Below are 26465 nucleotides of genomic sequence, written 5' to 3'. Positions count from 1 at the left end.
AGAGGTTCTCCATGAGTGTTGAAACAACTGCCGGGATTGCCAAGCCGGCCGTTAACGTCCGTTTGTTCATCATTCGGATCATTACCGCGGTGTCGCTGTTCGCGGTACTGGGCAAGGCCAACGTCTGGCTCGACACCGCCACCAACAGTGTCCTGGCGCTGGGCTATCGCGCGTTGCTGCTGCTGTTGCCGTTGACCCTGCTGCTGCTCGGCCGGCGCTCCCTCGGCGTCACCCTGCTGTGCGCCGGAGCGGGGTTGATCCTGCTGGCCTTGACCCGCAACCAGGGCATCGTCATGTTCGGCGCGGCCCTGTTCGCCTACGGGATAGCCATCGCCGGCTACCTGATCAAGAGCGAGGCGGCGCAGACCAAGGAAGGCGCGGCGTACAACCGCGTGGCCATGAACATGGGCAGCCTGATCGCCGGCCTGATCCTGCTGTCGCCGCAGTTGACCCCCACCCTGTTCTTTCTCGGCGCCGCCGGTTTCGTCCTGATGTGCCTGCCGGTCGCCATGGGCGCGAGCCTGCAGCTCCCGGTCATTTCCACCCCGGCGAAGAGCCAGGGCGGAGCCGGCTGGCTCGGCAAGCTGCCGTGGGTGATCGCCGGGATCATCATGGGCATCAAGCTGTTCGGCGTGTTTTCGATCCTGCCCCAGGCGATCCTGCGGGAAACCGGCGAATTACCCTCCTGGTATGGCCTGATGCTGATCCTCAACAGTGCCGTGGTGGTGTTCCTGCAGGTGCCGGTGATGCGTGTCATCGAGGCCACCGGCCGGTTCAAGGTGTTTACCGTGATCGGCATCATCTTCGCCGGCTTCCTCGTGCTTTCCTCGCCAGCGCTGTTCCATGTGCAGACCCTGGTCGGCGCGTTCATCTGGGTCACCCTGCTGTCCATCGCCGAGTGTGCGTTCAGCTACCTGGACTACTTCTCCGTGAAGCAGAACAGCATGTTCGCCAAGGAAGTCTCCCTGGGCGTCGGTGCCGGCGTGACCGTGCTGCTGATGCGGGCCCTGCCCGATCCCTACAACGCCTACGTGCTGGGGTTGATCGGTGCCCTGGGGATCCTGGCCTGGTACGGCCTCAACCGTAAACTCAACGCACCGCTGCATGACTGAGTTCGCAAGGGAGATCCGAGATGAGTGCAAAACCCTGTGTGATCGTGGTCGGCTATAACGGCAACCGCGTACGTGACATCGCCAAGCTGCGCCAGCTGTGCCAGTCGCTGTATCAGGCCAAGCTGATTCTGCTGGTGGAAAAGGTCCAGTTGGAAGACTACGAAGTGGCGGACTATGTCTGGACCACATCGCTGGCCGCCGAGCACCTGGATTCGGCCCTGAATGCAGTGTGTGGCTGCCTGGAGCTCGAACAGTGGAACCTGATCGGTGTCCTGCCGTTTTCCGATCGTGGGGTCCTGCTCGGTGCCGCCCTGGCCACGCGCCACGGCTTGCCGGGGATTACCCCCGACGAGGCCCGTGCCGGGCTGGACAAGGAAATCTTCCGCCAGCTGGAAGCTGCCGCGCCCAGCTCACCGGCGAGTTATCAGCCGGTGTTTTCCTGCCGCGTCGAGCGACTGGAGGAGTTGCTTCAGCGCGTGCAGGCCCTGGGCGGCAAGGCCTTCATCAAGCCCGCCTGCGAGGGGGCCAGCCGCGGTTGCCGGGTCATTCACTCGCTGGACGAATGTGCGCCGGCCTGGGCGGCGCTGGAGCCTTATCGCTCGGGGGGGATCATCGTCGAGGAGTTGGTGGAGGAGGCCCGCGAGTACAGTTGGGACTGCGTGGCGGGGCGTTCCTGGATCACCGAGAAGACCACCACCGAAGGTGCCTATCGTGCCGAGATCCAGCAGGTGGTCCCGGCGCCGCTGAGTGGCGACGCCCTGCTGGCCATCGCTGCCGCCGGCGAACATATGCGCCAACTGGTGTCGCCCCGCAATGGGGCTTACCACAACGAGGTGTTTTTCAAGGGCAATGGCCTGACCTCGGCCGTGGAAACCAACATGCGCCCCGGTGGCATGCACATCTGGGACCTGGCGCGTAAAGCCTTCGCCGCGTACAACCCCTGGGAAAGCTGGGTGCGCTGGGCGGTGGAAGGGCGGATGGAGGAGCGGCAGCCGACTGCGCAGGGCTATTGCGGCATCCGGCTGCTGAGTGCTCCGGCCCATGGTTCCCTGCACTATCTGCCGGATATCCGCGAGCTGGCGGCCGAGCTCGGTATCGAGGTGATCGAGGCGGTGTACAGCAAGGGCGTGGGCGAGCGCGTCTCGGCCCTGGTGACCGACAACACCTCGTTCATCGGTCACGTCATTCTCTTCAACAGCGACTATTCCACGCTCAGCGAGCAACTGCTGCGGCTGGTCAGGGCCATCGAGTCGGCGATCGTGGTGTCACCGCTGGAGGTGGAATCTTCCGTTCGCCTTGAAGAGGCCCTGTCGTGAACCCCGCTGCCTCATGGCCTGAATCTTCTATCCCGGAGCTGGCCCAGCCACAGAAGGAAGTGATGTCGATGTCGTGTGATGAACGTTTTATCGCCATTGCCCAGGAACTGGGTTATGACATCTATGGTGAAAATACCGCTGGAGGGCACTACTCGCCAGCCTTGCGGCTGCATGACCAGGTGTTCGTCAGCGGGCTCGTGCCGATGATGAGCGGCAAGGTGATCCTCCCCGGTCGCGTCGGCGTCAACCTGACCCTGCAGGAGGCGCAGAAAGCTGCCGGCATCAGCGCCATGCGCGGGCTGGCATTGATTCTGCAAACCATTGGTTCGCTGGATCGCATAAAGTCCCTTGCGCGGGTGACGGTCTACGTCAAGTCGACGGAAGAGTTCCCCGATCTCAGTGAGGTCGCCAACGGTGCCTCGGATGTATTCCATCGGGTACTGGGGGATGCCGGCCGGCATACCCGGACGACGGTGGGGGTGTACCAACTGCCGAAGAATGCCGCGATCGAAGTCGATATCATTGCCGCGGTTAACGAAGGGGCTTTGCGCCAGCTATAAAATCAATGTCTGCGCGATGGGAACGTCTCGCCGCAAAAATGGAATGACACATGGACACCTTCAAGGGCAGCTTTTTCACCTATCAGGATTTTCGCGACAGCCTGCAGGGCGAGTCACCTCGACCGCAGGTGTGGAAGGGCACGGACCTGGCCAGCCTGCAACGCGAGATGCAACCAAGTGATACCGACATCGTCGCCCTGTCGAGCGAGTCGAGTATCGGCGGTTGCGAGATCCTGCCGGGCACCGTGATCTCGATGCAATGGCTGAACCCCGGCACCACCTTGAACCAGCATGCCCATACCTGGTGGCACCTGTTCATCATCCAGTCGGGCCAGGGCCAGCTGACCCTCGGCGATGCCCAGCCCGTGCCGATCGGCGGCGGTGACGTGATCGTCGTGCCGGCGTGGAACGCCCATGGATTCATCAACGGTTCCACGCAGGAGCCGTTGGTCATGCTCAATATCAGCAACATGCCGCAGGTGGCGGCGCTGTCGAACTTTGCCGATCAGAACGGCCGGATCGGCAAGACCGGGTAGGTAACCCTCTCCACCATTTTCCTTCATCGTTCTCCCAGGCAGGGAGCCAGCGTTCGCTGGCTCCCTGCCTGCGTTTGTGCCTGCCTTTTTCGTCGCTCGGCAGGCTGCCGGTGGTGTCCCCCTTCTCCCGGTCACTCTCTTGCATCGATATCTGCAAGCATTCTGTCATCCTGCGGTCATCTGTATCGATACAAACTGGCATTTTCTGTATCTATCGAAGCGTCATTCAGTTATTTACGATCCATTTCGTAGGCAGTGTCTCTGAGTTAATTCGAGTGATGGGCAATCAGCTGTACACCTGTACGCTGCCCGCTCGCCTGTCTGACGGTTTTTTCGGTCGAGCAATTCGGCTGAAAGTTCACATGTATATGGAAATGGAAGGGAATATCCTGTGGCTGAACAAAAATTAACTCTTCATGTCGGCGCCGATTTTGTCAGTGCTTTTGCCTTGTCGGCTTTTGTTGCACTGAAAGAAAAGGAACTTGCGTTTGATATCGTTACTGTCGATCTCAAGAAACGCGATAATTATCTGCCGGCCTATCGTGACCTGTCGCTGACCTGCAAGGTGCCGACCCTGGTGCACAACGGTTTCGCCCTGACCGAGTCGTCGGCCATCGCCGAGTATCTCGACGAGGCGTTTGCCGGCGCCGGCCATAAACAGGTTCTGCCCCGTGGTCTGCAGGAACGTGCCCGGGCCCGTCAACTGCAGGCCTGGCTGCGCAGCGACCTGCTGGTGATCCGCCAGGAGCGGCCGGCGGACCTGATCTACTTCGGTAAGCGCGATCAGCCTCTGTCCGACGCGGCAAAGGCCGCCGTAGAGCGCCTGTACCGGGTAGCAAGTACCTTCCTGGGCGACAGCGACGGCCATCTGTTCGGCGACTGGAGCATTGCCGATACCGACCTGGCGATCATGCTCAATCGCCTGCTGGCCAATGGTGACGAGATGCCCGAGCAACTGGCGGCCTATGTCCGTCGGCAATGGAGTCGCGCCAGTGTCCAGGCCTGGATCGGGCAGGAGCGCGTGGCGCCGTTGCCAGCGAACTGAACACGACCTGATCGATCCGTTGGGGACAATGATCGATCTTGCTCAATGCCGTGAAGATCCCAATAGGCACGAAGTTGCTGGCAGTGGCCAAAGACCTCTAATCAATAAAAACAAGTTGCCGCGTCATATGGCGCCAAGGGCAATGGGATTTGTTTTGTCTGTGATGGCTGGAGATATATCCGGCAAATCTGTCTGGTTCAAATTGATACATAGCTGAACTCATAACAGAATCTTCAGGAGCGCTGTCATGCAGGGACTGTCCGAACCGCAAAAGTATAAACCTTATAATTCAAGAACTATTCGCGATACGGTGTATTGGCAAAGACTGACTCCAGAATTGCAGGAAGCAATGACGGTCGTCTCCAAGGTCATGCCATTTCGCACCAACGATTATGTGCTCAGCACCCTGATCGACTGGAACAACATTCCGGATGATCCGATTTTCCGCATGACCTTTCCTCATCGCGACATGCTTCATCCCCATGAGTACGAGGCGCTCAAGGCCCTGATCGACGGTGATGACAGCGCGGCGGTCAAGCGCCAGGTGGAACAGGTGTGGCAGCGGATGAACCCGCATCCGGCAGGGCAACTGACCCACAACACCGTGACCCTGGACGGCAAGCCGTTGTCGGGTATCCAGCACAAGTATCGGGAAACCGTACTGTTCTTCCCCGGTGCCGGCCAGACCTGCCACGCCTACTGCACCTTCTGTTTCCGCTGGGCGCAGTTCATCGGCGAGGACGAACTCAAGTTCAACGCCCGCGAATCCCAGGAACTGGCGGCGTACCTGCGGGTGCATACCGAGGTGACGGACGTGCTGATCACCGGTGGTGACCCGCTGATCATGAACACCCGTTCCCTGGCCGAGTACATCGAGCCGCTGCTGGCACCGGACATGGCGCACATCAGAAGTATCCGACTGGGCACCAAGTCGGTGGCCTACTGGCCGCAGCGCTTTGTCACGGACAAGGATGCCGACGCGCTGATCGACCTGTTCAAGCGGGTGGTGGCCAGTGGCAAGAACCTGTCGGTGATGGGGCACTACAACCATCCGGTGGAGATCCGGCAGGACATGGCCCGTCAGGCCATCCAGCGGATCCGTTCGTCCGGAGCGACTCTGCGGATCCAGGCACCGCTGATTCGCCACATCAACGAAGACCCGGCCGACTGGGCGGCACTGTGGACCGAGGGGGTTCGCCTGGGCGCCATTCCCTACTACTTCTTCGTCGAGCGGGATACCGGCCCCAGCCACTACTTCGCGATGCCGCTGTATCGCGCCTTCGAGATCTACCAGTCGGCCTATCGCACGGTCTCCGGTCTGGCGCGCACGGTACGCGGGCCGTCGATGAGCACCTTCTACGGCAAGGTGGTGATCAACGGGATCGAGACCGTCGCGGGTGAGAAAGTCTTCGTCCTGCAGTTTCTCCAGGCCCGCAACCCGCAGTGGGTATTGCGCACCTTCTACGCCAAGTTCGACCCGCAGGCGACCTGGTTCGACGAACTGGTCCCGGCCTTCGGCGAAGAGTTCTTCTTCTTCCAGAACGACAGTGCCGCGCCACCGAAACTGATTCCCGTCGCGCTGGAAGCCGTTTGATCCCAAACCTATTCGATGGAATGAACACCATGATCTATCTGAATCCGCACACTGCCCGCCAGGTCTGTGCACAGGCGGTCAAGCGCCGTGGCGTGTCGACGGAGCACGCCAACTGGTTCGCCAATGCCCTGGTGGACACTTCGCTGATGGGTGTCGACACCCACGGCCTGCGCCTGTTCCCGCTGTACCTGCGGGAGCTGGACGAAGGCCGCAGCCATGCGATCCCGAACATCCAGGTGCAACGACGCAATGGTAACGTGATCATTCTCGATGCCGACCAGGCGCTGGGCACCGTGGCCGGCATGTATGCCGCCAAGCTGGCCGTGCAGGAGGCCCGCAGCAGTGGCATCGCCGCGGTGGGCGTCGGCAATTCCAACCACTTCGGCGCGGCGTCGGTCTACGGGCTGGAGATCGCCAACAGCGGCATGATCGGTATCGTCACCACCAGCGCTGCCGCGCGCATGGCACCGTTCAAGGGCAAGCAGCCAATGTTCGGTACCAACCCGATCTGCTTCACCGCACCGGCGGACGGACAACCGTTCGTGCTCGACATGGCAACCAGCCAGATCTCCTATTCCCAGGTCAAGCACTACCGCAAGCTCGGTCTGTCGCTGCCGCTGGGATGGGCGCTGGACAAGGACGGCAATGACACCGCCGAGCCCGATGAAGTGGTCTCTCTGTCGCCCCTGGGCGGCTACAAGGGTCAGGGCCTGGCGATGATGGTGCAGGTGCTCAGTTGCCTGCTGACCGGCATGCCACTGGATCACCAGCTGGATCATCTGGATACCGGCTCCTTCAGCAAGGGACGTCAGATCGGTCACTTCATGATCGCCCTGGATATCTCCGCCTTCACTGACCTGCGCAGCTTCCAGGCCAGCCTTGCCGGCTTGATGGAAACCATCCGCTCGACTCCGGCCCAGGCCGGCGAGCGTGTCCACGTGGCCGGTGATCCCCAGGCCCACACCCGGCGCAATCGTCTGATTGCCGGGATCCCTGCCTCCCAGGAGGAGGCGAGCGCATTGATGGCCGAGGCTCGGCTGTGTGGGCTGGAAGTGACCAGCGTCCTGATGAACACCGCGGAGGTGACGGTATGAGTGGCCCGGCAGCGATTCCTTTCGATCAACGCGACGGCTATATCTGGCTCGACGGCGAGTTCGTCGAGTGGAAGGCCGCGAAGATCCATGTGCTCACCCATGGGCTGCACTACGCCAGTACGGTCTACGAGGGCGAGCGCGTCTATGGCGGCAAGATTTTCCAGCTGCGTGCGCACTCCGAGCGCTTGTATCGCTCCGCGCAATTGATGGACTTCACCATTCCCTATGATCTGCAGACGCTGGAGGAGGCCAGTCATGCCCTGCTCGAACGCAACGGCGTGACCGATGGCTACCTGCGTCCGGTGGCCTGGCGCGGCAGTGAAATGATCTCGACGTCGGCCCGTTTCAACCGCGTGCACCTGGCGATTGCCTGCTGGCAGTGGCCGAGTTACTTCGACCCGGCGGCACGCATGGCCGGGATCAGGCTCAAGACGGCGCTCTGGCGGCGTCCGCCACCGAGCAGCAGCCCGTTCGAGGCCAAGGCCTCGGGGCAGTACATGATCGCGACCCTGAGCAAGCACGATGCCGAGAACAACGGCTACCACGACGCGTTGATGCTCGACTGGCGCGGGCATGTGGCCGAGGCCACCAGTGCGAATATCTTCTTCGTCAGGGGGCGGCAACTGCATACCCCGGTGCCGGACTGCTTCCTCAACGGCATCACCCGCCAGACGGTGATCCGCCTGGCACGTGAACTGGACTACGAAGTGATCGAGCGCACGCTGTTGCCACAGGAACTGGGTGACTTCGAGGAGTGCTTCCTGACCGGAACCGCCGCCGAGATCACTCCGGTACGCAGCATCGACGAGCATCAGTACCAGCCCGGGCAGGCCTGTCGCGACCTGATCGCCGCCTACTCCGCCGCCGTCATCGCCTGATTCAGAAAAGGACTTTCGCCATGTTGGAAGAAATCGCTGCAAGCGTGGTTCCGCAACGCGCCTTGAGCCATCACCACCGTGAACTCGCCGAGCAGGGCTGGACCCTGCTGCAGCCCGAGGAACTGAGTGCCGATCTGTACGAAACGCTGGCACCGTTCGGCCGGGTGATCCCGCAGTTCAATGGCCTGTACACCTTCGAGGTGACCCTGAAGCCGGGCTTCGACGACCTGCCGTACTCCCAGAGCATGAACGGCATCGGTCCGCATACCGAAGCGCCGGTCTACGATCCGCCGCCGCGCTACCTGGTACTGCACTGTCACCACCAGGCGACCTGTGGTGGCGGGCATACGCAACTGGCCGATGGCCTGGCGTTTCTCAAGACGCTGCCTGCCGACCTGAAGGACTGGATCGAGCGCAACCCGGTGGCCTTCAACGCCACCGCCAAGCCCGGGGAGACGACCCGGCGGGTGCTCGAAGAGTACATCTTCAGGGAAAACGCCGAGGGCGACATCTTTCGCTTCAGCTACAACCAGTTCCATTACGGCGACGTGAATCCGTCCCGCGACGATCTGAGCGCTCCCGAGGGCCGCAACAGTGGTACGCCTCTGGGTCGAATCGCCGCATTGGGCGAGCAGTTCTTCCTGGAGCACTGCACGCCGTTGCTGATTCCCGATGGTTGCGTGCTGATCTGGGACAACTGGCGCCTGATGCATGCGCGCAGCCAGTACCGCGATCCCAAGCGGCACCTGACCCGCTACTGGCTCGCCTGAGCCCGGCAGCCCCCGCGATTTCCCTTTTTTCCCGCGCACGGACCCCGTGCGCGTTCTACAGGTATCACGTCATGCAACAAGCCATCGTCATCGCCAAGGTCGACCACAAGCTGGTCGTGCAACTCAACAAGGCCTGGACCAGGCGCGCAACGGTCTGCGCCGGCGACAAGTTTCCGCTGACCGAGGAGTTCGACCCGAGCAAGCCGGATTATCCGATTGCCATGGTCCCGTTCTACCATCATCCCAAATTCCAGGCGCTGGACGAGGAACTCAAAAGTGCCGTCCTGACCTGGGGCTGGATCGGCTACAACCTGCGTACCGTCACGGCCGAGGAGTGCGTGGTCAACCCGGCCCTGAGCGTCATCGCCAACCAGTATCTGGGCAAGGATGACTGGCACTTTCGCGAAGCCATGCAGCAGACCCTGATCGACGAGCACTATCACACCCTGATGCACCTGCGGGCGATTCAGCGCAGCAAGGCCGATCGCAAGCTGGAACGGGATCTGGACCTGCCACCCTCGGTGACCTACCTGCGTTTGCAGGCCCTGTGCGCGCAACTGCCCCATGCCTGGCAGCGGGACCTGGCCGCGATCACCTTTGCGGTGGTCGCCGAGATCAGCGTCAATGCCTACCTGGACATGCTGGCCGATGACCAGAGCATCCAGCCGCAGAACCGCCGTGTCGCCGAGTTGCACAACCGTGACGAGTACGCCCACAGCAAGGTGCTGGCCGAAGTGGCGAAGGTGATGTACGAGCACATGGACGCCGAGAAGCGCCGTTTCTTCGTGCAGACACTGCCGCAGGCGCTGCACGCGTTCGTCGCCCAGGACTATTCGATGTGGGAGGCGATCCTGACGCAGCTCGGCGTGGCCGATGTCGACGTCATCATCGGCGACACCCGCGAAGCCAGCCGTGGCAGCGCGATCATGCGCGACTACAGCGGCCTGTATCGTCTGGCCGAGGACCTGGGGATCACCGCGCAGATGAACTTCGATTTCAGTTCGACCGTCAAGGCGGCGCCTGCCGCGCAACCGGCCTGAGGAGGGTGCCCGCATGTCGAATCCAGCGCTGTCTCCGGTCTATGAGGTGTTTGCCATTCGTGTCGGGGCGAACTCCCAGCGTACCGCCAGGGAGAACTTTCTCTACGATGCCTGCTGCGGCGATCCCAATGCGCCGATGCCGCTCGACTATTACTTCTGGGTGATTCGCAACGATCGGCACGTGGTGGTCGTGGACACCTGTTTCCAGCCGGCCACGGCGGATCGTCGCAACCGCGAGATGTACCGTTTGCCGCAGGAGTCGCTGCAGCGGTTGGGAATCGATCCGGCCGAGGTCGAGACCCTGATCCTGACGCACCTGCATTGGGACCATGCCGGCAACCTGGGCCTGTTTCCCAAGGCCACCATCCACTTGCAGGAGGAGGAACTGCGGTTCTGCACCGGGCCGAAGATGAGCCATCGGGCGATCAGCAAGACCTACGAGGTGGATGACGTGATGTCGGCGATCCCGCCACTGTTCGAAGGGCGCCTGCGCCTGCACCACGGCACCGCGGAGATCGTTCCGGGGGTAACGATTCACGCGGTGGGCGGGCACACGCCGGGCAGCCAGGTGGTCCGTGTGCCGACCCGGCGTGGGTGGGTGGTGCTGGCCTCGGATTCGGCGCACCTGTGGGCCAATATCCGCCTGCGCAGCCCGTTCCCGATTCTCGATGACATGGCCCAGACCCTCGAGGCCTTTGCCACCATCGACTCGTTGGTGGATGGCGAGGATCACGTCATTCCGGGGCATGATCCGCAGGTGGCCCAGCGTTTCCCGCGCTGGCAGGGCGACCCGCACATCATCTGCCTGCACGAGCATCCGCTGGATCGGGTGTAGCGATCAGGGGGAAGCTCCATCGGCAGGCTTCCCCCTGCATCGGCGTTTCAGCCCTGGCGCGCAATCAATCGCCCGAGGGTCTGCACCGCGTTTTCGATACGTGGCGAGTAGGGCGTTCCACAACCGATGCGGATGAAGTGATCGAAGCTGCGCGAGTTGGAAAAGATCATCCCTGGCGAGATGTAGATACCTTGCCGCAACGCCTGGTGAAACAGCTCCAGCGATGAATGCCCCCGGGGCAGTTCCACCCAGAGCAGGGTTCCGCCCTTGGGACTGGTGATGCGCGTACCTTCCGGAAAGTGCTGCAGGATCGCGGCGCTCATCTGCTTTCTCTGTTCCGTCAGTTGCCCGCGCAGCCTGCGCAGGTAGCGCTCGTAGGACGGTGTCTTCATGAAGGCGTCGACCGCCAGTTGCGGCAGCATTTCACAGTTGCGCGACTGGGTGTGCTTGAGCATTTCGACCCGGTCGTGCCATTTCCCCGCAGCGATCCAGCCCAGCCGCAGGCCCGGGGCGAGCGTCTTGTTCAGGGAGGCGCAGTAGATCAGGTTGCCGTGGCGGTCCCAGCTTTTCAGGGCGGACAGCGGCTGTTCGGTATCGGCCAGATCCGAGTAGGTGTCATCCTCGATCAGTACCGTGTCGTAGTCCGCGCACAGTTGCACCAGCAGCGCCTTGTGCGCATCGGGCATCACACTGCCCAGGGGATTGTGCAGGTTGGGGATGACGATCAGCGCCTTGATCCGCTCCGGGCCCTGGAGCAGCTGCTCGAGGGCGAACAGGTTGATGCCGGTCTTGGGCTGGGTCGGCACTTCCAGCACCCGCAGATTCAGGCTTTCGAGAATCTGCAGCAGGCCATAGAAGGTCGGTGACTCCACCGCCACGATGTCTCCCGGTTGAGTCACGGCGCGCAAGGCCAGGTTGATGGCCTCGGTGGCCCCGTTGGTGATGACGATCTTGTCGGCGGTGATGCTGATCTTCGAACCCAGCGCCCGCCGGGCCAGCAGATCGCGCAGCGGGCGCGCCCCACTGGCCGGCGAGGGGCTGCCGATCAGGTGCGGGTCCTGGCGCAAGGCCTTGACCATGTGATCCTGGAGCGTTTTCAGCGGATAGATCTGGGCGCCACAGTAGGCACTGGCGAGATTGACCTGGATCGAGGCCTGCTGGCTGGCCTTGACTACGGCGGAGACCTGCTCGTGGATACCGACGTAATGACTGGTATCCAGTGGCAGTATCGCTTCGTTGGCGGTCGAGATCGCCAGGGGCTTGGCGGGTTGGCGGATGAAGTTGCCGGAACGTGGGCGTGCCTCCAACACGCCGTAGTCCTCCAATTGACGACAGACCTGGACGGCGGTGGAGAGGCTGATGGCATGTTTTTCCATCATCAGGCGAATGGATGGAAAACGTTCACCGGTCTTGAGTGTTCCGTTCTGGATCGCGTTGAGGTAGTGGTTGGCGAGTTGGCGATAGAGGGGAGGCGAGTTCATATTGACCATCGAAATCGCATCACTGAAGTCGTGACTGTAAAGCGAATGACGTATTGCAGGCGGACCCGTGATGCTTGAGGGTGGGAGGGAGGTTCTTGGCACATAACCGTCGGGCATCCCCTGTCCATGGAGCGGCCCTCCTGTCAGGTATGCAGGGAGTCTCTGCTGGATTGCAGGGTGTTGCGCTCTCCAGGGTCTTTGCAAGTTCGCTGGCTATCCGGTGCGACGGTCTGCCTGTGCGCTGTTGAGCGCTTGCGGGGACGAGTGGCGATCGGCGGAAGCTTGCGGGGCCGGCGTGGGCTCGGTCGAGGTATGGCGAAAGGCTTACATGGGGACACCGAGATCTCCTCTGTCGGAGCTTGCTGCGGGCGCTTATTCTTTACCCACTGCTGCTACGCAAGGATGTGTACAGCGTCATGGAAGACAGACCCCAGGCCAGGATGGCCGACGACAGGAGTCGTGATGGTCGGCAAAGAACCCGCTTCGGCGGGTTTTTTGTGTCCGCTGGAAAAGTGAGGGTTCCTGTCCCGCTGTGCGAATTCTCCCTGATTGATTCTGGCCGCTCCTGTGCGAGCGGTACGGGTCCCTCTTTTTTAAAAGCCCCTTCAAGTTGTCGTATGACTTGCCGATAGCCTGCCAATCGTCGGCAGTCATGCCTGCGCTATTTCACTTCGCATCCTCCCCGGAAAAGGCCGCCGTCATGCTTCTTCGCCAAATGAATATCGCGCCGCGCGCAGCGCTCGGATTTGCCCTGATCGCGGTCCTCGTGGCCTTCCTCGGACTGTTTGCCCTGGAGAAGATGTCGAGTATCCGCGACAGTGAAGTGGCGGTGGAAACCCAATGGCTGCCGAGCATTCGCGGGGGTGACGAGATTCGCGAGCTCATGTTGCGCATCCGCACGATCTCCCTGCGCATGGCCCTGGACCCGGATCCGAAAAACGTCGCCACGTACCGCTCGCAGATGGACACACGCGACAGGGAACTGAGCGAAAAGATCGTCGCCTACGACAAGCTGGTGACCACACCGGAATCCCGTGAGTTGTATGACCAGTTCAAGTCGAGCTTAGCCACGTACCGTTCCGGTATCGCCCAATCGTTCACCCTGGCCGAACAGGGGCGGCGCGATGAACTGATCAAGCTGCTGCTGGTGGACATGAAGACCGTGGTCGATGGTTCCGGCAAGCAGCTCAACGATCTGGCCGGCCTGTTCAGCAAGCGGGTCGAGGCCGAGAGCGTGAAGTCCGAGGCGCACTACAGCAATTCGCGGACCGTCGTCATCCTGTTCATCGTACTGGCGGCCCTGGCCACCGTGGCCCTGGCGATGCTGCTCACCCGCAGTATCGTCAAGCCGCTGGGCGAGGCGCTGAATGCCGCGCAGCATGTCGCCCGTGGCGACCTGAGCCAGAACATCGAGGCCCGTGGCAACGACGAGGTGACTCAACTGCTCGAGGCGCTGGCGACCATGCAGCAGACGCTGCGCAATACCCTGCAGGGTATCAGCGGCTCATCGGTGCAACTGGCGACCGCCGCGGACGAGCTGAACGCGGTAACGCTTGGCAGCACCCGTGACCTGCAGCAGCAGAACAACGAAATCGAACAGGCGGCCACCGCCGTCAATGAAATGACCGCCGCGGTGGAAGAGGTGGCGCGCAATGCGGTGTCCACTTCCGAAGCCACGCGCGAGTCCAGCGAATCGGCCCGGTTGGGGCAGGAGCGTGTCAGCGAAACCGCCGAGGCGATCAACGCCCTGGCCGGCGAGGTGGAGCAGACCGGCGAACTGGTGCAGTCACTGGCTGTTCAGTCCCAGGACATCGGCAAGGTGCTCGATGTGATTCGGGCGATTGCCGAGCAGACCAACCTGCTGGCCCTCAACGCGGCCATCGAGGCGGCCCGGGCCGGTGAGAGCGGGCGCGGTTTTGCGGTAGTGGCCGACGAGGTCCGCGCCCTGGCCTACCGCACGCAGCAATCGACCCAGGAAATCGAGCAGATGGTGCAGGGCATGCGCAGCAGCTCGACCCAGGCCCTGGACTCGATGCAGGCCAGTTCCCGGCGTGCCGCCAGTACCCTGGTGCTGGCCGAGCGCGCGGGCGATGCCTTGAAGACCATCACCGCCTCGGTGAGCCAGATCCATGAGCGCAACCTGGTGATCGCCAGCGCCGCCGAGGAGCAGGCCCAGGTGGCCCGCGAGGTCGACCGCAACCTGGTGAATATCCGCGACCTGTCGTTGCGCTCGGCGGCCGGTGCCGACCAGACCAGCGCTTCCAGCCATGAGCTGGCGCAACTGGCCAACTCACTGCGCGCGATGGTCGGGCAGTTTCGCCTCTGACCGGCCAGCCTTGCGTCGGGCCCGATGACGGCGGAGCAGGGCGATACCGGCCATCAACAGCACCACGCAGATGGCGATGGGCAGGCGATAGGGCTTGAGGTTGCCGAACAACTCTTCGAGGAACTCGCCGGCCCAATAGCCACCCGAGGCGAACAGGGTGGCCCAGACCACCGCCCCGAACAGGTTGATCACACTGAAGCGCAGCGGCGACAGGCCGCTGGCGCCGATCACCAGCGGGCCGACCAGGCGCATGCCGTAGAGAAAACGCACGGAAAACACCGATGCCAGCGGATAGCGCACGATCAGTCCGCTCACCCGTTCGATCGCCGCCTGCTGGCGGTGCAGGCGCGGCAGCAGGCGGGCACCGAAGAAGCGGCCGGCCCAGAACAGCAACTGGTCGCCGAGCATGCCGCCGAGGCTGGCCCAGAAGATCACCGTCCACAGTTGCAGGACCTGCTGATGCGCCGCCACCCCGCCGAGAACCAGGATGGTTTCGCCCTCCAGCAGGCAGCCGATGAAGATGGCCCAGTAGCCATAGGTGGCGAGCAGGTAGTTGAAGTCGATGTGTTCGAACATGAGTGTGGGTCGATCCGTCTATCGGTCCGTGGGCGGTTTTGCCTGCGCGCCGGCCTGCGGGCAGGCGATGCCCGTGTAGGGTCTGATCGGTTGGCGGGGCGAAAGTGCCCTGGCAACCGTCTCAAAGCGGCAGGACGGTGCCTTTGAGCTCGCTCGACTGGCGCCCCAGCCATTCCCTCGGGCTTTCGCCGATCTTGCGGCGAAAGGCCCGGGCCAATGCCGACGGGCTTTCGTAGCCGACCTCATCGGCGATCAGGGCGATCGGCCGACCTTCGCGCAGGCGTTTCTGGGCCAGGCTGACCCGCCAACTGAGTACGTAGTCCGCCGGCGTCTGGCCGACCACCTTGTGAAAGTGCGCGGCGAAACTGGCCCGCGACATGTTCGCTTCCCGGGCCAGTTCGGCGACGGTCCAGGGCCGCTCCGGATGGTTGTGCATCATGGTCATGGCCCGTGCCAGACGCAGGTCGGCCAGGCCGGACATCATTCCGGTGGTCATGCTGTGGTAGGCCATCATGTGCCGCAGGAACTGGATCACCATCAGTTCGAACAGACGGTTCATCACCGCTTCGCGCCCACAGTGTTCGGCGAAGGCTTCGCCGAACAGCCAGTCCAGCGTGCCCTCGATCATCGGCACGGCCTCGAGCGGCATCACGATGGTGTCGGACAGGGCCACGGACAGCGGGTTGTCGATTCCGCCATCGAAACGCAGCGAGGCGCAGACCAGCTCCGCCGCGTCGGCTTCGCTGGCGAGCAGCCGATGGGGCAGGGGGCGGGGAATGAGGATCAGGCTCGGCTCTTCGATACGGACTGTCCTGCCGCCGGCCTCCAGGCTGAGCCTGCCGCTCTGGAGCAGATGCACATGGCCGCTGGGCTGCGCGGCGTCGATCGCGATCTGGCCCTGCAAGCGGCCGCTGTGAAAGGTATTGGCGGTGATGCCGAAGTGGCTGAGCAGTGTCGAGAGGCGGTCCATGGAGGGGGTTCCGTGGCAGGTTTTAGACGATCTGCCGTATATCATCGACAAAAAGGCGCCATTCGTAAACGTGTTTTTGCCATCATGGCTCCACGTTCACACCGCCGCTGTCGGCGGGCCAGTCACTTCAAACGAAAGGAATTACCGATGAAAACCTCCCGTCTTTCCACTGTCTCGAAACTGTTCGCTGCCGTTGCCCTGGCGGCCGGAGCACTGTCCCTGGGCTGGAGCGGCTCGGCCGCGGCCGCGCAACCGGCCGGGAAGGCAACCGTGGTGCTGGTGCATGGTGCCTTCGCCGAGTCGTCCAGCTGGAACGGGGTGATCGCCCGCCTGCAGGCCAAGGGGTACCCGGTGGTCGCTGTCGCCAACCCGCTGCACAGCGTGAAGAGTGACTCCGACTATGTGGCCGATATCGTCGAACACACGCCGGGGCCGGTGATCCTGGTGGGGCATTCCTACGGTGGCGCGGTCATTTCCAACGCGGTCCACGGGCAGTCCAACGTCAAGGCACTGGTCTACGTCGCGGCCTTCGCTCCGGAAAAGGGCGAGACCGCCATCGAGCTGTCCGGCCGGTTCCCGGGCGGTACCCTGGGCCCGACCCTGGCACCACCGGTCCAGTTGAAGAATGGCACCGTCGACCTGTTCATCCAGCAGGACAAGTTCCCGGCGCAGTTCGCCGCCGATGTACCGGCGAAAGAGGCGGCGCTGATGGCGGCGACCCAACGGCCGATCGCCGAGGCGGCGTTGAAGGAAGCTTCCGGCGAGCCGGCCTGGAAGACTTTGCCGTCCTGGTTCATCTACGGCTCGGCGGACAAGAACATCCCCGAGGCGGCGCTGAAGTTCATGGCTGACCGGGCCGGTTCCCGGGAGACCGTGGACATCAAGGGCGCGTCCCATGTGGTGATGGTCTCCCATCCGGACAAGGTGGCGGCGATCATCGAGGATGCGGCCAAGGCCACCGCCAGGTAAGCCTGCGCGGGAATGGGTGAAGCCTCAGGGCTTTGCCCATTTCTCCAGGGCGAACTCGACGAAGCTGCGCAGCTTGGGCAGGCGATAGCGGTCCTGGGCGTACAGCAGGTTCATCGGCCGCGATGGCAGCTTGTAGTCCGCCAGCAGTGGCACCAGCCGCCCTTCGCGCAGATCGTCGCGCAGCAGGGCATCCGGCACCATCACGATGCCCATGCCGGCCAGTGCCGCCTGGTACAGCGCCGAGGAACTGTTGATGGTCATCGGGCCGCTGACCGGCACCTGTATCTCCCCCTCCGGGCCGCTCAGGCTCCATTGTTTTTCCACCATCCGCCAGTCGTCTCCCGCCGGGTAGGCGAAGGCCAGGCAGTCGTGATGCTCCAGATCCTGAGGAACCTTGGGTGTGCCGCGTCGCTCGAGGTAGTCGGGTGAGGCGCAGACCGTCAGCGCATAGTTTTCCAGTGGCCGGGCAATCAGCGCCGAAGGTTCGGGAACACCCAGGCGGATCGCCACGTCGAAACCGCTGTCGATCAGGTCTTCGCGCTGGTTGCTGAGCATCACATCGAGCTTGATCCGTGGATAGCGCCGCACGAACTCGCTCAATGCCGGAGCCAGGCGCTCGGACCCGAAAGTCAGCGGCGCGGTGATCCGCAGGGTACCGCTCGGTTCGCCCTGAACCTGTTCCGCCAGGCGTTCGGAGTCGGCCACCAGGCCCAGTACCTCCAGGCAGCGCTGGTAATAGGTCGCACCGAACTCGGTCAGGCGCTGGCGACGGGTGGTGCGGTTGAGCAGGCTGACACCCAGGCGCTGTTCCAGCGAACGCAGGTGGTTGCCCACCATGGTGGTGGAGATACCGCATTCCAGGGCGGCGGCGGTCATGCTGCCGCTTTCCACCACCTTCACGTACACCTGCATGGCCTGGAACAGATCCATTATCAATTCCTGCTTCAAAATGAATGAAGTTTTGCAGAGTTTATCCAGCTCAGGTGGCTAACGATACTGCCCGCACCACCTCATTGCCTGGAGCCCGCCGCCATGACCGCCGCTTGCCTGATGACCACCTATCAACCGCTCGACCTGGGGTTCGTCAAGGGCCTGGGTACGCGCCTGTGGGACCAGGGCGGCCGCGAGTACCTGGATGCCGTGGCAGGGGTAGCGGTGACCAACGTCGGTCACTCCCATCCGCGGCTGGTCAGTGCGATCAGCGAGCAGGCCGGCCTGCTGCTGCACACCTCGAACCTCTACACCATCGACTGGCAGCAGCGGCTGGCGCAGCGCCTGGCCGGGTTGTCGGGGATGGAGCGGGTGTTTTTCAACAATTCCGGCGCCGAGGCCAATGAAACCGCGTTGAAGCTGGCCCGTCTGCATGCCTGGCACCGGGGCATCGAGCAGCCGCTGGTGGTGGTCATGGAGAACGCCTTCCACGGTCGCACCCTGGGCACCCTGTCGGCCAGTGATGGTCCGGCGGTGCGGCTGGGCTACCACGCCTTGCCGGGGGACTTCATCAAGGTACCGTTCGGTGACCTGCCACTGCTGCACAGCCTGGCCCGCAGCCATGGCCAGCGTATCTGCGCGGTGCTGATGGAGCCGATCCAGGGCGAGGGTGGAGTGCAACTGCCGCCGCCGGGTTACCTGAAGGCCGTGCGCGACCTGTGCAAGCGGCGCTCCTGGTTGCTGATGCTCGACGAAATCCAGACCGGTGTCGGCCGTACCGGCCAGTGGTTCGCCTTCCAGCACGAAGGCATCGTCCCGGATGTGATGACCCTGGCCAAAGGCCTGGGCAATGGCATTCCCATCGGTGCCTGCCTGGCGCGGGGCAAGGCAGCGCAGTTGTTCACTCCGGGCAGCCATGGCAGCACCTTTGGCGGCAATCCGCTGGCCTGCCGGGTGGGCTGTACCGTGCTCGATATCATCGAGGAGCAGGGCCTGGTCGCCAATGCCCGGCAACAGGGCGAGCGGCTGCTGACGCGTTTGCAGGAAGAACTGGGCCAACACCCGCAGGTGCTGGCGATCCGTGGGCGGGGCTTGATGATCGGTATCGAGCTCAAACAGCCGATCCGCGACCTGGCGCTGATCGCCGCCCGCGAGCAGGGCGTGCTGATCAACGTCACGCGGGGTAGGACTATCCGCCTGCTGCCGCCGTTGACGATCGATGCGGCGGAGGTGGAAATGATCGTCGCCGGTGTGCGGGGTGCGCTGGCGGCCGCCTGCGTCAATGCCGGGGGCGACGCGGTGGCGGTATAGCCAAAGGCTTACACGACGCACTGGCGATCACGTCTTTGCCCACCCCCGTCGTTGCCCTAATCTACACCCATCACTGCTGCATACGGATGTGCGCAGGATCAAGGAAGATCGACCTGGCCAGGATGGCTACCGACAGGATGTTGGGCAGGTCAAAAAAAGAACCCGCTTCGGCGGGTTTTTTTGTGCCTGGGCGAAAGTCCTGGCGGAACTGAAGTGCTGCCAGCCCAGGCGCAGTGGGCTTTGGGCTCCTGCCCCACGCTGGCGAGCGAGTCTTCCTTACTGCTGAACCACGCTGTAGCCGGCAAACGCGGTCTGCTGCTGAATCGCGGTGACGATGTTCCTGCGGGTCGCCGGCTGTTCGTTGCCCTCGTTATCCACAAAGGTTTCGTTCAGCAGTTCGGCCAGGTCGCCATGGCCGGCGAAGGCGAAGCCGAGGAATTCGAACGCTTCACGGTCGGCGTTGGCCTTGGTGCGCGGGGTGCGCAACGGGAAATTGACGCTGGTGCCGTCCTTGCTGATGACGAACACTTCGGCTTCCTTCTTCGCCCGCGACGATTTGCCCTTGCCGGCGTTCGGGTTGGTGATCGCCTGGTGGGTCTGGTTCAGGACCTTCAGGGCCAGGCCATAGACCAGTTGCTGGAAGGCCGGGTCGTCCTTGTAGCTGGACAGGATCCGGCTGATCGGATATTTCGTGCCCAGGTCTTCCAGCGCGGCGAGGTCCGCGGCTTCGGCATCCTTGAGCTGCTTGAGCTGGCCCATGAGTTCGTAGGCTCTGTCGTCCTCGAAACGGTCGTGCGCCTGGCGGATCTGGGCGCGCAACTCGCGGATTTCCTCGCTTTCCTTGGACGTCTGGAAGGCGTCGAGCACCATTTCACTGATGGTCTTGGCCTGGGCCACATGCTGGGAAAGGTTGATCGCGTTTTCGTATTCGTGCTTGGCGGACAAGGAGGTTACGGCTTCATCGGTATGAGAGTCAGGCATCGAAATTTCGCTATTTCACTTAACAGGGGGTAAGGCTCAAAATGCCGCGGCATTTTCGGGCGCTTAATCTATTGGACCGGCGCGCCATTGTCACGGATCAACAGGCGAGCGGACGGCTCAACGGCAAGGTTTGCAGGTTGTTCGACATGTTTCAAAGTTGTTCGCCAAAATATTGGCTGACCACCTGGTCGTACTGAATAAAATCAATTAGACAGCAAAATAATGACACCATCATATTGCTACTACCTGTAGGGGAAGCAGTCGGGAATAATGGACGCTGTACAACCAGGGTGGGTGCTTGTCCCTTTGGATGCTGGTTTTGAATTCTTATTGCGCAAAGGGACACCTGCATGCATCGTTCTGACGATATCGCGAATCTATTCAAGAGATTCGGGGGCAGTGCGGAAAGCTATCTCGAAATCGAGCCGTCCTATGATTATGCCGAGGAGACGGCGAGCCAACTGATCGCGGCCCTGGACACATTGCAGCCGGTGGCCCCGGTAACCCCGATCAGGCCTTCGCTCCCCGTTCCCGACGAGACGCAAGGTGCCACCCCGGTTGCGGCCGATGACGTGCCGTCGGCGGACCCCGTTCCGGCTCCGGCCGTGCCGCCGGCCGCCGTTGCGGCACCGATTCCGGTTGCCGCCGCCGCCGCGGCAACCGCGACCTCCCTGAGCCGCCTGCTGGCGGAAATCGAGCAGCAGCGCCAGGCAAGTGCCACCCATGCCCCTGCCCAGGCCGGCGGGCAGCCGGTGCTGAAAGCCAAGGTCATTGCCGTGGTCTCGGCCAAGGGCGGCGTCGGCAAGAGTACCCTGGCCGCGGCCCTGGCGAGTGCGATCAAGCGTGCCGATGGCCGTACCCTGGCCCTCGACCTCGACCCGCAGAATGCCCTGTGCCTGCACCTGGGCGGCAACGACCAGTGGCCGGGCGTTGCCCAGGACTATCAGCAGCAGGACTGGCGGCGTGTGTTGCGTGACGGTTTCTCGGCCTGCCACTGCCTGGCCTACGGCCTGGTGAGTGAAGAGGAGCGGGTGAATTTCGAAAGCGGCCTGCGCGCCGATCCCACCTGGCTGGCCCGGCACCTGGCCGAACTGGGGTTGGGCGAACAGGACACCGTGATCATCGATACCCCCTCCGGGGCGACGGCCTACCTGGCCCAGGCGCTGGCGATTGCCGATGTCGCCGTGGTGGTCACGCTCGCCGATGCCGCGTCCTATGCCAGCCTGGAGCAGATGAACCGCCTGCTGGCGCCCTACCGGCAACGGCAGATCCCGCTGCAGTGCAGGTATGTCATCAACCAGTTGGATACTTCGCGCCAGTTCAGCCTCGATGTGTGTGAAGTATTGAAAAGAAAAGCCGATAAACAGTTGTTGGGCGTGATCCGTCAGGACCACTGCCTCGGCGAAGCGTTGGCTTACGAGCGTAATCCGCTGGCGCACATCCCGACGACCCGAGGCTGTCAGGACATTCTCGACGTGGCCGGTTCGTTGTGTGAACTGCTCGTACAAGGTACGCAAGAGTCCCATCTGTCATGACCATCGATCCCAATTTCACGCCCCAGATTCCGGGGCGCTCAGAGTTGCGCCTCAACGCCTGGCTGGCCCGTGTCAAGCAGTGGCCGAGCGCCTTGCGTCGTACGCTGATCGGGGTTGGGGCGCTCAGTGCCTGCCTGTTGCTGGTGGGCATCATCAGTGCCCCGCTGGACCTGTATACGCAGTGCCTGTTCGCGTCGCTGTGCTTCGGTTCGGCCCTGCTGATCAAGCGGGTGCCCGGTCGCTTGCCGGTCCTGGCACTGATCGTGCTGTCGCTGGTGGCCTCCCTGCGCTACCTGTACTGGCGCCTGACCGACACCCTGGGTTTCGAAGGCTGGCTGGACACCGTTTTCGGCTACGGCCTGGTCCTGGCCGAGTTCTATGCGCTGGTGGTGCTGATCTTCGGCTACGTGCAGACCGCCTGGCCGCTGCGTCGTCGCCCGGTGCTGCTGGCCGGCGATCCGAGCGACTGGCCGACGGTGGATGTGTTCATCCCCACCTACAACGAAGCGCTGAACATCGTGAAGCTGAGCATCTTCGCCGCCCAGGCGATGGACTGGCCGAAGGACAAGCTGCGCGTCCACGTGCTCGACGATGGTCGTCGCGAGGAGTTCCGCCGGTTCTGCTCCAGCATCGGGGTCAACTACATCACCCGTGACAACAACTTCCACGCCAAGGCCGGCAACCTCAACGAAGCGCTCAAGGTGACCGACGGCGAATACATCGCCATGTTCGACGCCGACCATGTGCCGACCCGTTCCTTCCTGCAGATCGGCATGGGCTGGTTCCTCAAGGATTCGAAGCTGGCGATGCTGCAGACGCCGCATTTCTTCTTTTCCCCGGACCCGTTCGAGAAGAACCTCAACACCTTCCGCGCCGTGCCCAACGAGGGCGAGCTGTTCTATGGCCTGGTGCAGGACGGCAACGACCTGTGGAACGCCACCTTCTTCTGCGGTTCCTGCGCGATTCTGCGGCGCAAGCCGCTGGAGGAGATCGGCGGGGTGGCGGTCGAGACCGTCACCGAGGACGCCCACACCGCCCTCAAGCTCAACCGTGCCGGCTACAACACCGCCTACCTGGCGATTCCCCAGGCGGCGGGGCTGGCGACCGAGAGCCTGTCGCGCCACATCAGCCAACGGATCCGTTGGGCACGCGGCATGGCGCAGATCTTCCGGGTCGACAACCCGCTGATGGGCAAGGGCCTGAACCTGGGCCAGCGCATCTGCTATGCCAACGCCATGCTGCACTTCTTCTACGGCCTGCCGCGGCTGGTGTTCCTCACCGCGCCGCTGGCCTACCTGATTTTCGGCGCACAGATCTTCCACGCCTCGGCATTGATGATCACCGCCTACGCCTTGCCGCACCTGTTCCATTCCAACCTGACCAACTCCTGCATCCAGGGGCGCTTCCGGCATTCGTTCTGGAACGAGGTGTACGAGACGGTACTGGCCTGGTACATCATGCCGCCGGTGCTGATGGCGCTGGTCAACCCCAGGTTCGGTGGCTTCAACGTCACCGACAAGGGCGGCATCATCGACAAGGAATATTTCGACTGGAAATTGGCACGGCCGTACATCGTGCTGCTGGCGCTGAACCTGATCGGGCTGCTGTGCGGCATCTGGCAGCTCATCTGGGGCGAGCCCGACACCGAGATCACCGTGCTGATCAACTGCGTCTGGACGCTCTACAACCTGATCATCACCAGCGCCGCGGTCGCGGTGGCCTCCGAAACCCGCCAGGTCCGTTCCGAACCGCGGGTCCGTGCCGAACTGCCAGTCAAGATCGGGCTGGCCGATGGCACCGAGGTCTACGGCATGACCCAGGACTTCTCCCAGCGCGGCCTCGGCCTCAAATTGCCGGAGGGCACCACGGTGGCCGCCGGTGAACGCATTCGCGTGTCGCTGTTCCGCAATTCGCAAACCAGCCAATTCGATACTACGGTGGTGTTCAGCAAGGGCCAGTACCTCGGGGCGCTGTTCGACCCGTTGACCCTGCGCCAGCAAAGCGAACTGGTGCGCATGACCTTCTCCCGCGCCGACACCTGGGCCGCCAGTTGGGGCACCGGCAAGGTCGATACGCCACTTTCGGCCCTGCGCGAGGTCAGTGCCATCGGTGTGGTCGGCATGGGCGCCCTGATCAAGGCCACTGTGTTGCAGGTTCGTGATCGCCTGGCTGCAAGATCTGCCAATTCGAAATCGCTCGACCCTCTTATGGACAAGTCATGACCATGAAATCCTCGTATCGCAGCACCACCTGCTGCCCACGTCACCCACTCATGCGCCTGGCTTCGTCGGTGCTGTGCCTGGGTGCAATGATTCACATGGCTTACGCCGACGCGGCTGCGACGGCCAACACGGCCGTGGCCAGCCCGGCGGCAACCCCGGCCGTCGCGCCCGCTGTCGCGGAGCAGCCACCAGCCGACAGCTACACCCGTGAACTGACCCTCAAGCAATTGGGGCGCCTGGACACCATGAACCTGCAGGGGGTCGAGGCCTCCGACGCGGTGAACTTCAACATCCGCGCCGATGAGGTGGTCAATGGCGCGCAACTGGTGCTCAGCTACAGCTATTCGCCGGCTCTGCTGGCCGACCTGTCGCAGATCAACGTGCTGGTCAACGACGAAGTCGCCGCCAGCCTGGCGCTGCCCAAGGAAGGTGCCGGCCAGCCGCAGCAGCAGGTGGTGAATATCCCGCCGCACCTGATCACCGAGTTCAACCGTCTGCGCCTGCAATTCATCGGGCACTACACCATGCAGTGCGAGGACCCCCAGCACAGCAGCCTGTGGGCCAAGATCAACGTCGGTTCCGAGCTCAAGCTCAGCGTTTCGCCGATCCCGCTCAAGGACGACCTGTCGATCCTGCCGTTGCCGTTCTTCGACCGTCGCGATGCGAGCCAGCTCAACCTGCCTTTCGTGTTTGCCCGGCAACCGGATAACGCCACCCTCGAAGCCGCGGGCGCGCTGTCGTCGTGGATGGGCGCACTGGCGTCCTACCGTGGGGCCAGCTTCACCAGCGTCCTGGGCCAGATTCCCCAGCAGGGCAACGCCATCGTCCTGGTCGAAAGCAAGGAAGCCGTGCAACTGGGCAGCCTGCAGATCCCGGAACTGAAAGGGGCGACCGTCACCCTGCAGGCCAACCCGAACGACCCGCGTGGCAAGCTGCTGATCGTTGCCGGTCGCGATGCCGCCGAACTCAAGCTGGCCGCCAATGCGGTGGCCATGGGCAGCAAGGCGCTGGTAGGCAGCAGCGTGGTGATCGATCACCTCGATCCGCTGAGCCCACGCCAGCCCTACGACGCACCGAACTGGCTGCCGTCCGATCGCCCGGTACGCCTGGGTGAGCTGGTCGACATCAAGCAGCTCAGCGTGTCCGGTTACAACCCCGGCAATATCACCATTCCCGTACGCCTGCCGCCGGACCTGTTCAACTGGCGCGAGGCCGGTGTGCCGCTGGACCTGAAGTACCGCTACACCCCGCAACAGGAGTCGGCGAATTCCTCGTTGCTGGTGAGCCTGAACAACAACTTCATGAAGTCGATGCCATTGCCGTCGCTCAAGAGCCTCGACGGCGGCGACAACCTGCTGGCGATGCTCAAGAAGGATGAGAGCCTGCCGCGCGAAGCCCGCGTGCTGCTGCCGCTGGGCGTGGCGTCGCCGCGCTCGCAACTGCAACTGCGCTTCATGTTCGACTACATCAAGCAGGGTGAATGCCGCGACATCATCATCGACAACATGCGCGGCCTGATCGACCCGGATTCGAGCCTCGACCTGCGCGGTTTCAACCACTACATCGCCTTGCCGAACCTGGGCGTGTTCAACGACAGCGGCTTCCCGTTCACCCGCCTGGCGGATCTGTCGCAGAGCGCCGTGGTACTGCCGGACGGCAGTGGCCAGCAGGAGTGGGGCGCGTACCTGACGGTGCTCGGCCGGTTCGGCGAGTCCACCGGCTACCCGGCGACCGCGGTCACCGTGGTGCAGCCCAAGGACGTGCTGACGGTCAGCGACAAGGACCTGCTGGTGTTCGCCTCGGGAGCCAACCAGCCGTTGCTGGAGCAGTGGGCCAGCCATCTGCCAGCCGGTTTCGAAGGCACGGGCCATCGTTTCAGCCTGTCCGACCTGACCCTGCGCGTGCGTGACTGGATCAGCCCCGACCCGCAGGCCAACCAGCGCAAGCCGCGGCTGCAGGTGACCTACAGCGGCGCCAACAGCAGCACCTACCTGGCCGGTTTCGAGTCGCCGCTCAAGTCCGGGCGCAGCGTGGTGGTGATCGCCAGCGGCAAACCCGAAGGCCTGGCCGATGCCACGGCCGCGCTGATCGGTGGTGACCAGTACAAGGACACCATTCAGGGCAGCCTGGCGGTGGTGCAGGACAAGCGCATCACCTCGCTGGTGGCCGATGAGCAGTACTACGTCGGTGACCTGAGCCTGTTCAAGCGGATGCAGTGGATGCTGTCGCAGAACCTGTTGTGGATGCTGCTGGTGACCGTCTGCGGGCTGGCGCTGGTGAGCTTCCTGCTGTTCGTGTTCCTGCGTTCCCGGGCACGGAAGCGTTTGTCATGAGTTTGGGCAAGGCGATGGATGTGGGTGTGATACGCAGCAGGTTTTTCAGTG

Annotated in this window: 22 protein-coding genes; 17 read left to right on the top strand and 5 right to left on the bottom strand. The window is 63.0% G+C overall.

Annotated elements, in window-relative coordinates; all coding sequences use genetic code 11:
- The first annotated feature begins 11 nt into the window (after positions 1 to 11).
- From PF66_RS03770 to PF66_RS03720, 11 genes are all read left to right on the top strand, one after another.
- A complete protein-coding gene (locus PF66_RS03770) occupies positions 12 to 1112 on the top strand; it encodes a hypothetical protein (protein ID WP_054061922.1) in 1101 nt (366 codons plus the stop codon).
- Between the two features lie 20 nt (positions 1113 to 1132).
- Complete coding sequence (locus tag PF66_RS03765) at positions 1133 to 2428, top strand: ATP-grasp domain-containing protein (protein WP_054060155.1); 1296 nt, start codon at positions 1133 to 1135, stop codon at positions 2426 to 2428.
- Positions 2429 to 2496: 68 nt separating this feature from the next.
- Positions 2497 to 2988 (top strand): RidA family protein, encoded by a 492-nt coding sequence (locus PF66_RS03760; RefSeq protein ID WP_054060154.1) that lies wholly within the window; start codon positions 2497 to 2499, stop codon positions 2986 to 2988.
- A 50-nt stretch (positions 2989 to 3038) separates the two neighbouring features.
- The gene (locus tag PF66_RS03755; protein ID WP_054060153.1) at positions 3039 to 3524 is read left to right on the top strand and encodes a cupin domain-containing protein; all 486 of its coding nucleotides are present in this window, start codon (positions 3039 to 3041) and stop codon (positions 3522 to 3524) included.
- Between the two features lie 391 nt (positions 3525 to 3915).
- Complete coding sequence (gene yfcF, locus PF66_RS03750) at positions 3916 to 4569, top strand: glutathione transferase (protein ID WP_081009784.1); 654 nt, start codon at positions 3916 to 3918, stop codon at positions 4567 to 4569.
- A 247-nt stretch (positions 4570 to 4816) separates the two neighbouring features.
- A complete protein-coding gene (locus tag PF66_RS03745; protein ID WP_054060151.1) occupies positions 4817 to 6163 on the top strand; it encodes a KamA family radical SAM protein in 1347 nt (448 codons plus the stop codon).
- A gap of 29 nt (positions 6164 to 6192) precedes the next feature.
- Positions 6193 to 7257, top strand: a complete 1065-nt coding sequence (locus PF66_RS03740; protein WP_239688068.1) for an Ldh family oxidoreductase — start codon at positions 6193 to 6195, stop codon at positions 7255 to 7257.
- Positions 7254 to 8135 carry a branched-chain amino acid aminotransferase gene (locus tag PF66_RS03735; RefSeq protein ID WP_054061920.1) on the top strand — a complete coding sequence of 294 codons (882 nt, stop codon included), beginning with the start codon at positions 7254 to 7256 and terminating at the stop codon, positions 8133 to 8135. The genes PF66_RS03740 and PF66_RS03735 overlap by 4 nt, the downstream gene beginning before the upstream one ends.
- 20 nt (positions 8136 to 8155) lie before the next feature.
- Entirely contained in the window at positions 8156 to 8905 is a 750-nt protein-coding gene (locus PF66_RS03730; RefSeq protein ID WP_054060148.1) for a TauD/TfdA family dioxygenase, read from the top strand.
- Positions 8906 to 8976: 71 nt separating this feature from the next.
- The gene (locus PF66_RS03725; RefSeq protein ID WP_054060147.1) at positions 8977 to 9945 is read left to right on the top strand and encodes a diiron oxygenase; all 969 of its coding nucleotides are present in this window, start codon (positions 8977 to 8979) and stop codon (positions 9943 to 9945) included.
- 13 nt (positions 9946 to 9958) lie between these two features.
- Positions 9959 to 10780: an N-acyl homoserine lactonase family protein gene (locus PF66_RS03720; RefSeq protein WP_054060146.1), complete on the top strand. Its 822-nt coding sequence runs from the start codon at positions 9959 to 9961 to the stop codon at positions 10778 to 10780.
- 47 nt (positions 10781 to 10827) lie between these two features.
- Here PF66_RS03720 and PF66_RS03715 read toward each other — a convergent pair whose 3' ends face one another.
- Entirely contained in the window at positions 10828 to 12261 is a 1434-nt protein-coding gene (locus PF66_RS03715; RefSeq protein ID WP_054060166.1) for a PLP-dependent aminotransferase family protein, read from the bottom strand.
- A gap of 700 nt (positions 12262 to 12961) precedes the next feature.
- Between PF66_RS03715 and PF66_RS03710 the strand changes: the two genes are divergently transcribed.
- Positions 12962 to 14587: a methyl-accepting chemotaxis protein gene (locus PF66_RS03710; protein ID WP_054061919.1), complete on the top strand. Its 1626-nt coding sequence runs from the start codon at positions 12962 to 12964 to the stop codon at positions 14585 to 14587.
- Here the strand turns inward: PF66_RS03710 and PF66_RS03705 are convergent.
- Positions 14552 to 15163 carry a DedA family protein gene (locus PF66_RS03705; protein ID WP_054061918.1) on the bottom strand — a complete coding sequence of 204 codons (612 nt, stop codon included), beginning with the start codon at positions 15161 to 15163 and terminating at the stop codon, positions 14552 to 14554. The two genes, PF66_RS03710 and PF66_RS03705, sit on opposite strands and share 36 nt — an antisense overlap.
- A gap of 121 nt (positions 15164 to 15284) precedes the next feature.
- Positions 15285 to 16133, bottom strand: a complete 849-nt coding sequence (locus PF66_RS03700; RefSeq protein ID WP_054061917.1) for an AraC family transcriptional regulator — start codon at positions 16131 to 16133, stop codon at positions 15285 to 15287.
- A gap of 147 nt (positions 16134 to 16280) precedes the next feature.
- On the opposite strand from PF66_RS03700, the gene PF66_RS03695 reads away from it, so the two are divergent.
- Complete coding sequence (locus tag PF66_RS03695; RefSeq protein ID WP_054060142.1) at positions 16281 to 17102, top strand: alpha/beta fold hydrolase; 822 nt, start codon at positions 16281 to 16283, stop codon at positions 17100 to 17102.
- Positions 17103 to 17126: 24 nt separating this feature from the next.
- Here the strand turns inward: PF66_RS03695 and PF66_RS03690 are convergent, their stop codons facing one another.
- Complete coding sequence (locus PF66_RS03690) at positions 17127 to 18032, bottom strand: LysR family transcriptional regulator (protein WP_054060141.1); 906 nt, start codon at positions 18030 to 18032, stop codon at positions 17127 to 17129.
- 102 nt (positions 18033 to 18134) lie between these two features.
- On the opposite strand from PF66_RS03690, the gene PF66_RS03685 reads away from it, so the two are divergent.
- Complete coding sequence (locus tag PF66_RS03685; protein WP_054060140.1) at positions 18135 to 19343, top strand: aspartate aminotransferase family protein; 1209 nt, start codon at positions 18135 to 18137, stop codon at positions 19341 to 19343.
- Positions 19344 to 19619: 276 nt separating this feature from the next.
- On the opposite strand, the gene PF66_RS03680 is transcribed toward PF66_RS03685, so the two are convergent.
- Positions 19620 to 20324, bottom strand: a complete 705-nt coding sequence (locus PF66_RS03680; RefSeq protein ID WP_054061916.1) for a hypothetical protein — start codon at positions 20322 to 20324, stop codon at positions 19620 to 19622.
- Between the two features lie 350 nt (positions 20325 to 20674).
- Here PF66_RS03680 and bcsQ point away from each other — a divergent pair, with 350 nt between their 5' ends.
- From bcsQ to bcsB, 3 genes are read left to right on the top strand one after another with little or no spacing between them, the layout of a single operon-like run.
- A complete protein-coding gene (bcsQ, locus tag PF66_RS03675) occupies positions 20675 to 21859 on the top strand; it encodes a cellulose biosynthesis protein BcsQ (RefSeq protein ID WP_054061915.1) in 1185 nt (394 codons plus the stop codon).
- Positions 21856 to 24081: a UDP-forming cellulose synthase catalytic subunit gene (gene bcsA, locus PF66_RS03670; RefSeq protein ID WP_054061914.1), complete on the top strand. Its 2226-nt coding sequence runs from the start codon at positions 21856 to 21858 to the stop codon at positions 24079 to 24081. The genes bcsQ and bcsA overlap by 4 nt, the downstream gene beginning before the upstream one ends.
- Entirely contained in the window at positions 24078 to 26414 is a 2337-nt protein-coding gene (gene bcsB, locus PF66_RS03665) for a cellulose biosynthesis cyclic di-GMP-binding regulatory protein BcsB (RefSeq protein ID WP_054061913.1), read from the top strand. Before bcsA ends, bcsB begins: the two co-directional genes overlap by 4 nt.
- Positions 26415 to 26465 lie beyond the last annotated feature (51 nt).

Source organism: Pseudomonas asplenii, assembly GCF_001293465.1.
In the GTDB taxonomy this organism is placed as follows: domain Bacteria; phylum Pseudomonadota; class Gammaproteobacteria; order Pseudomonadales; family Pseudomonadaceae; genus Aquipseudomonas; species Aquipseudomonas fuscovaginae_B.
This window is presented reverse-complemented; position numbering and strand designations above follow the sequence as displayed.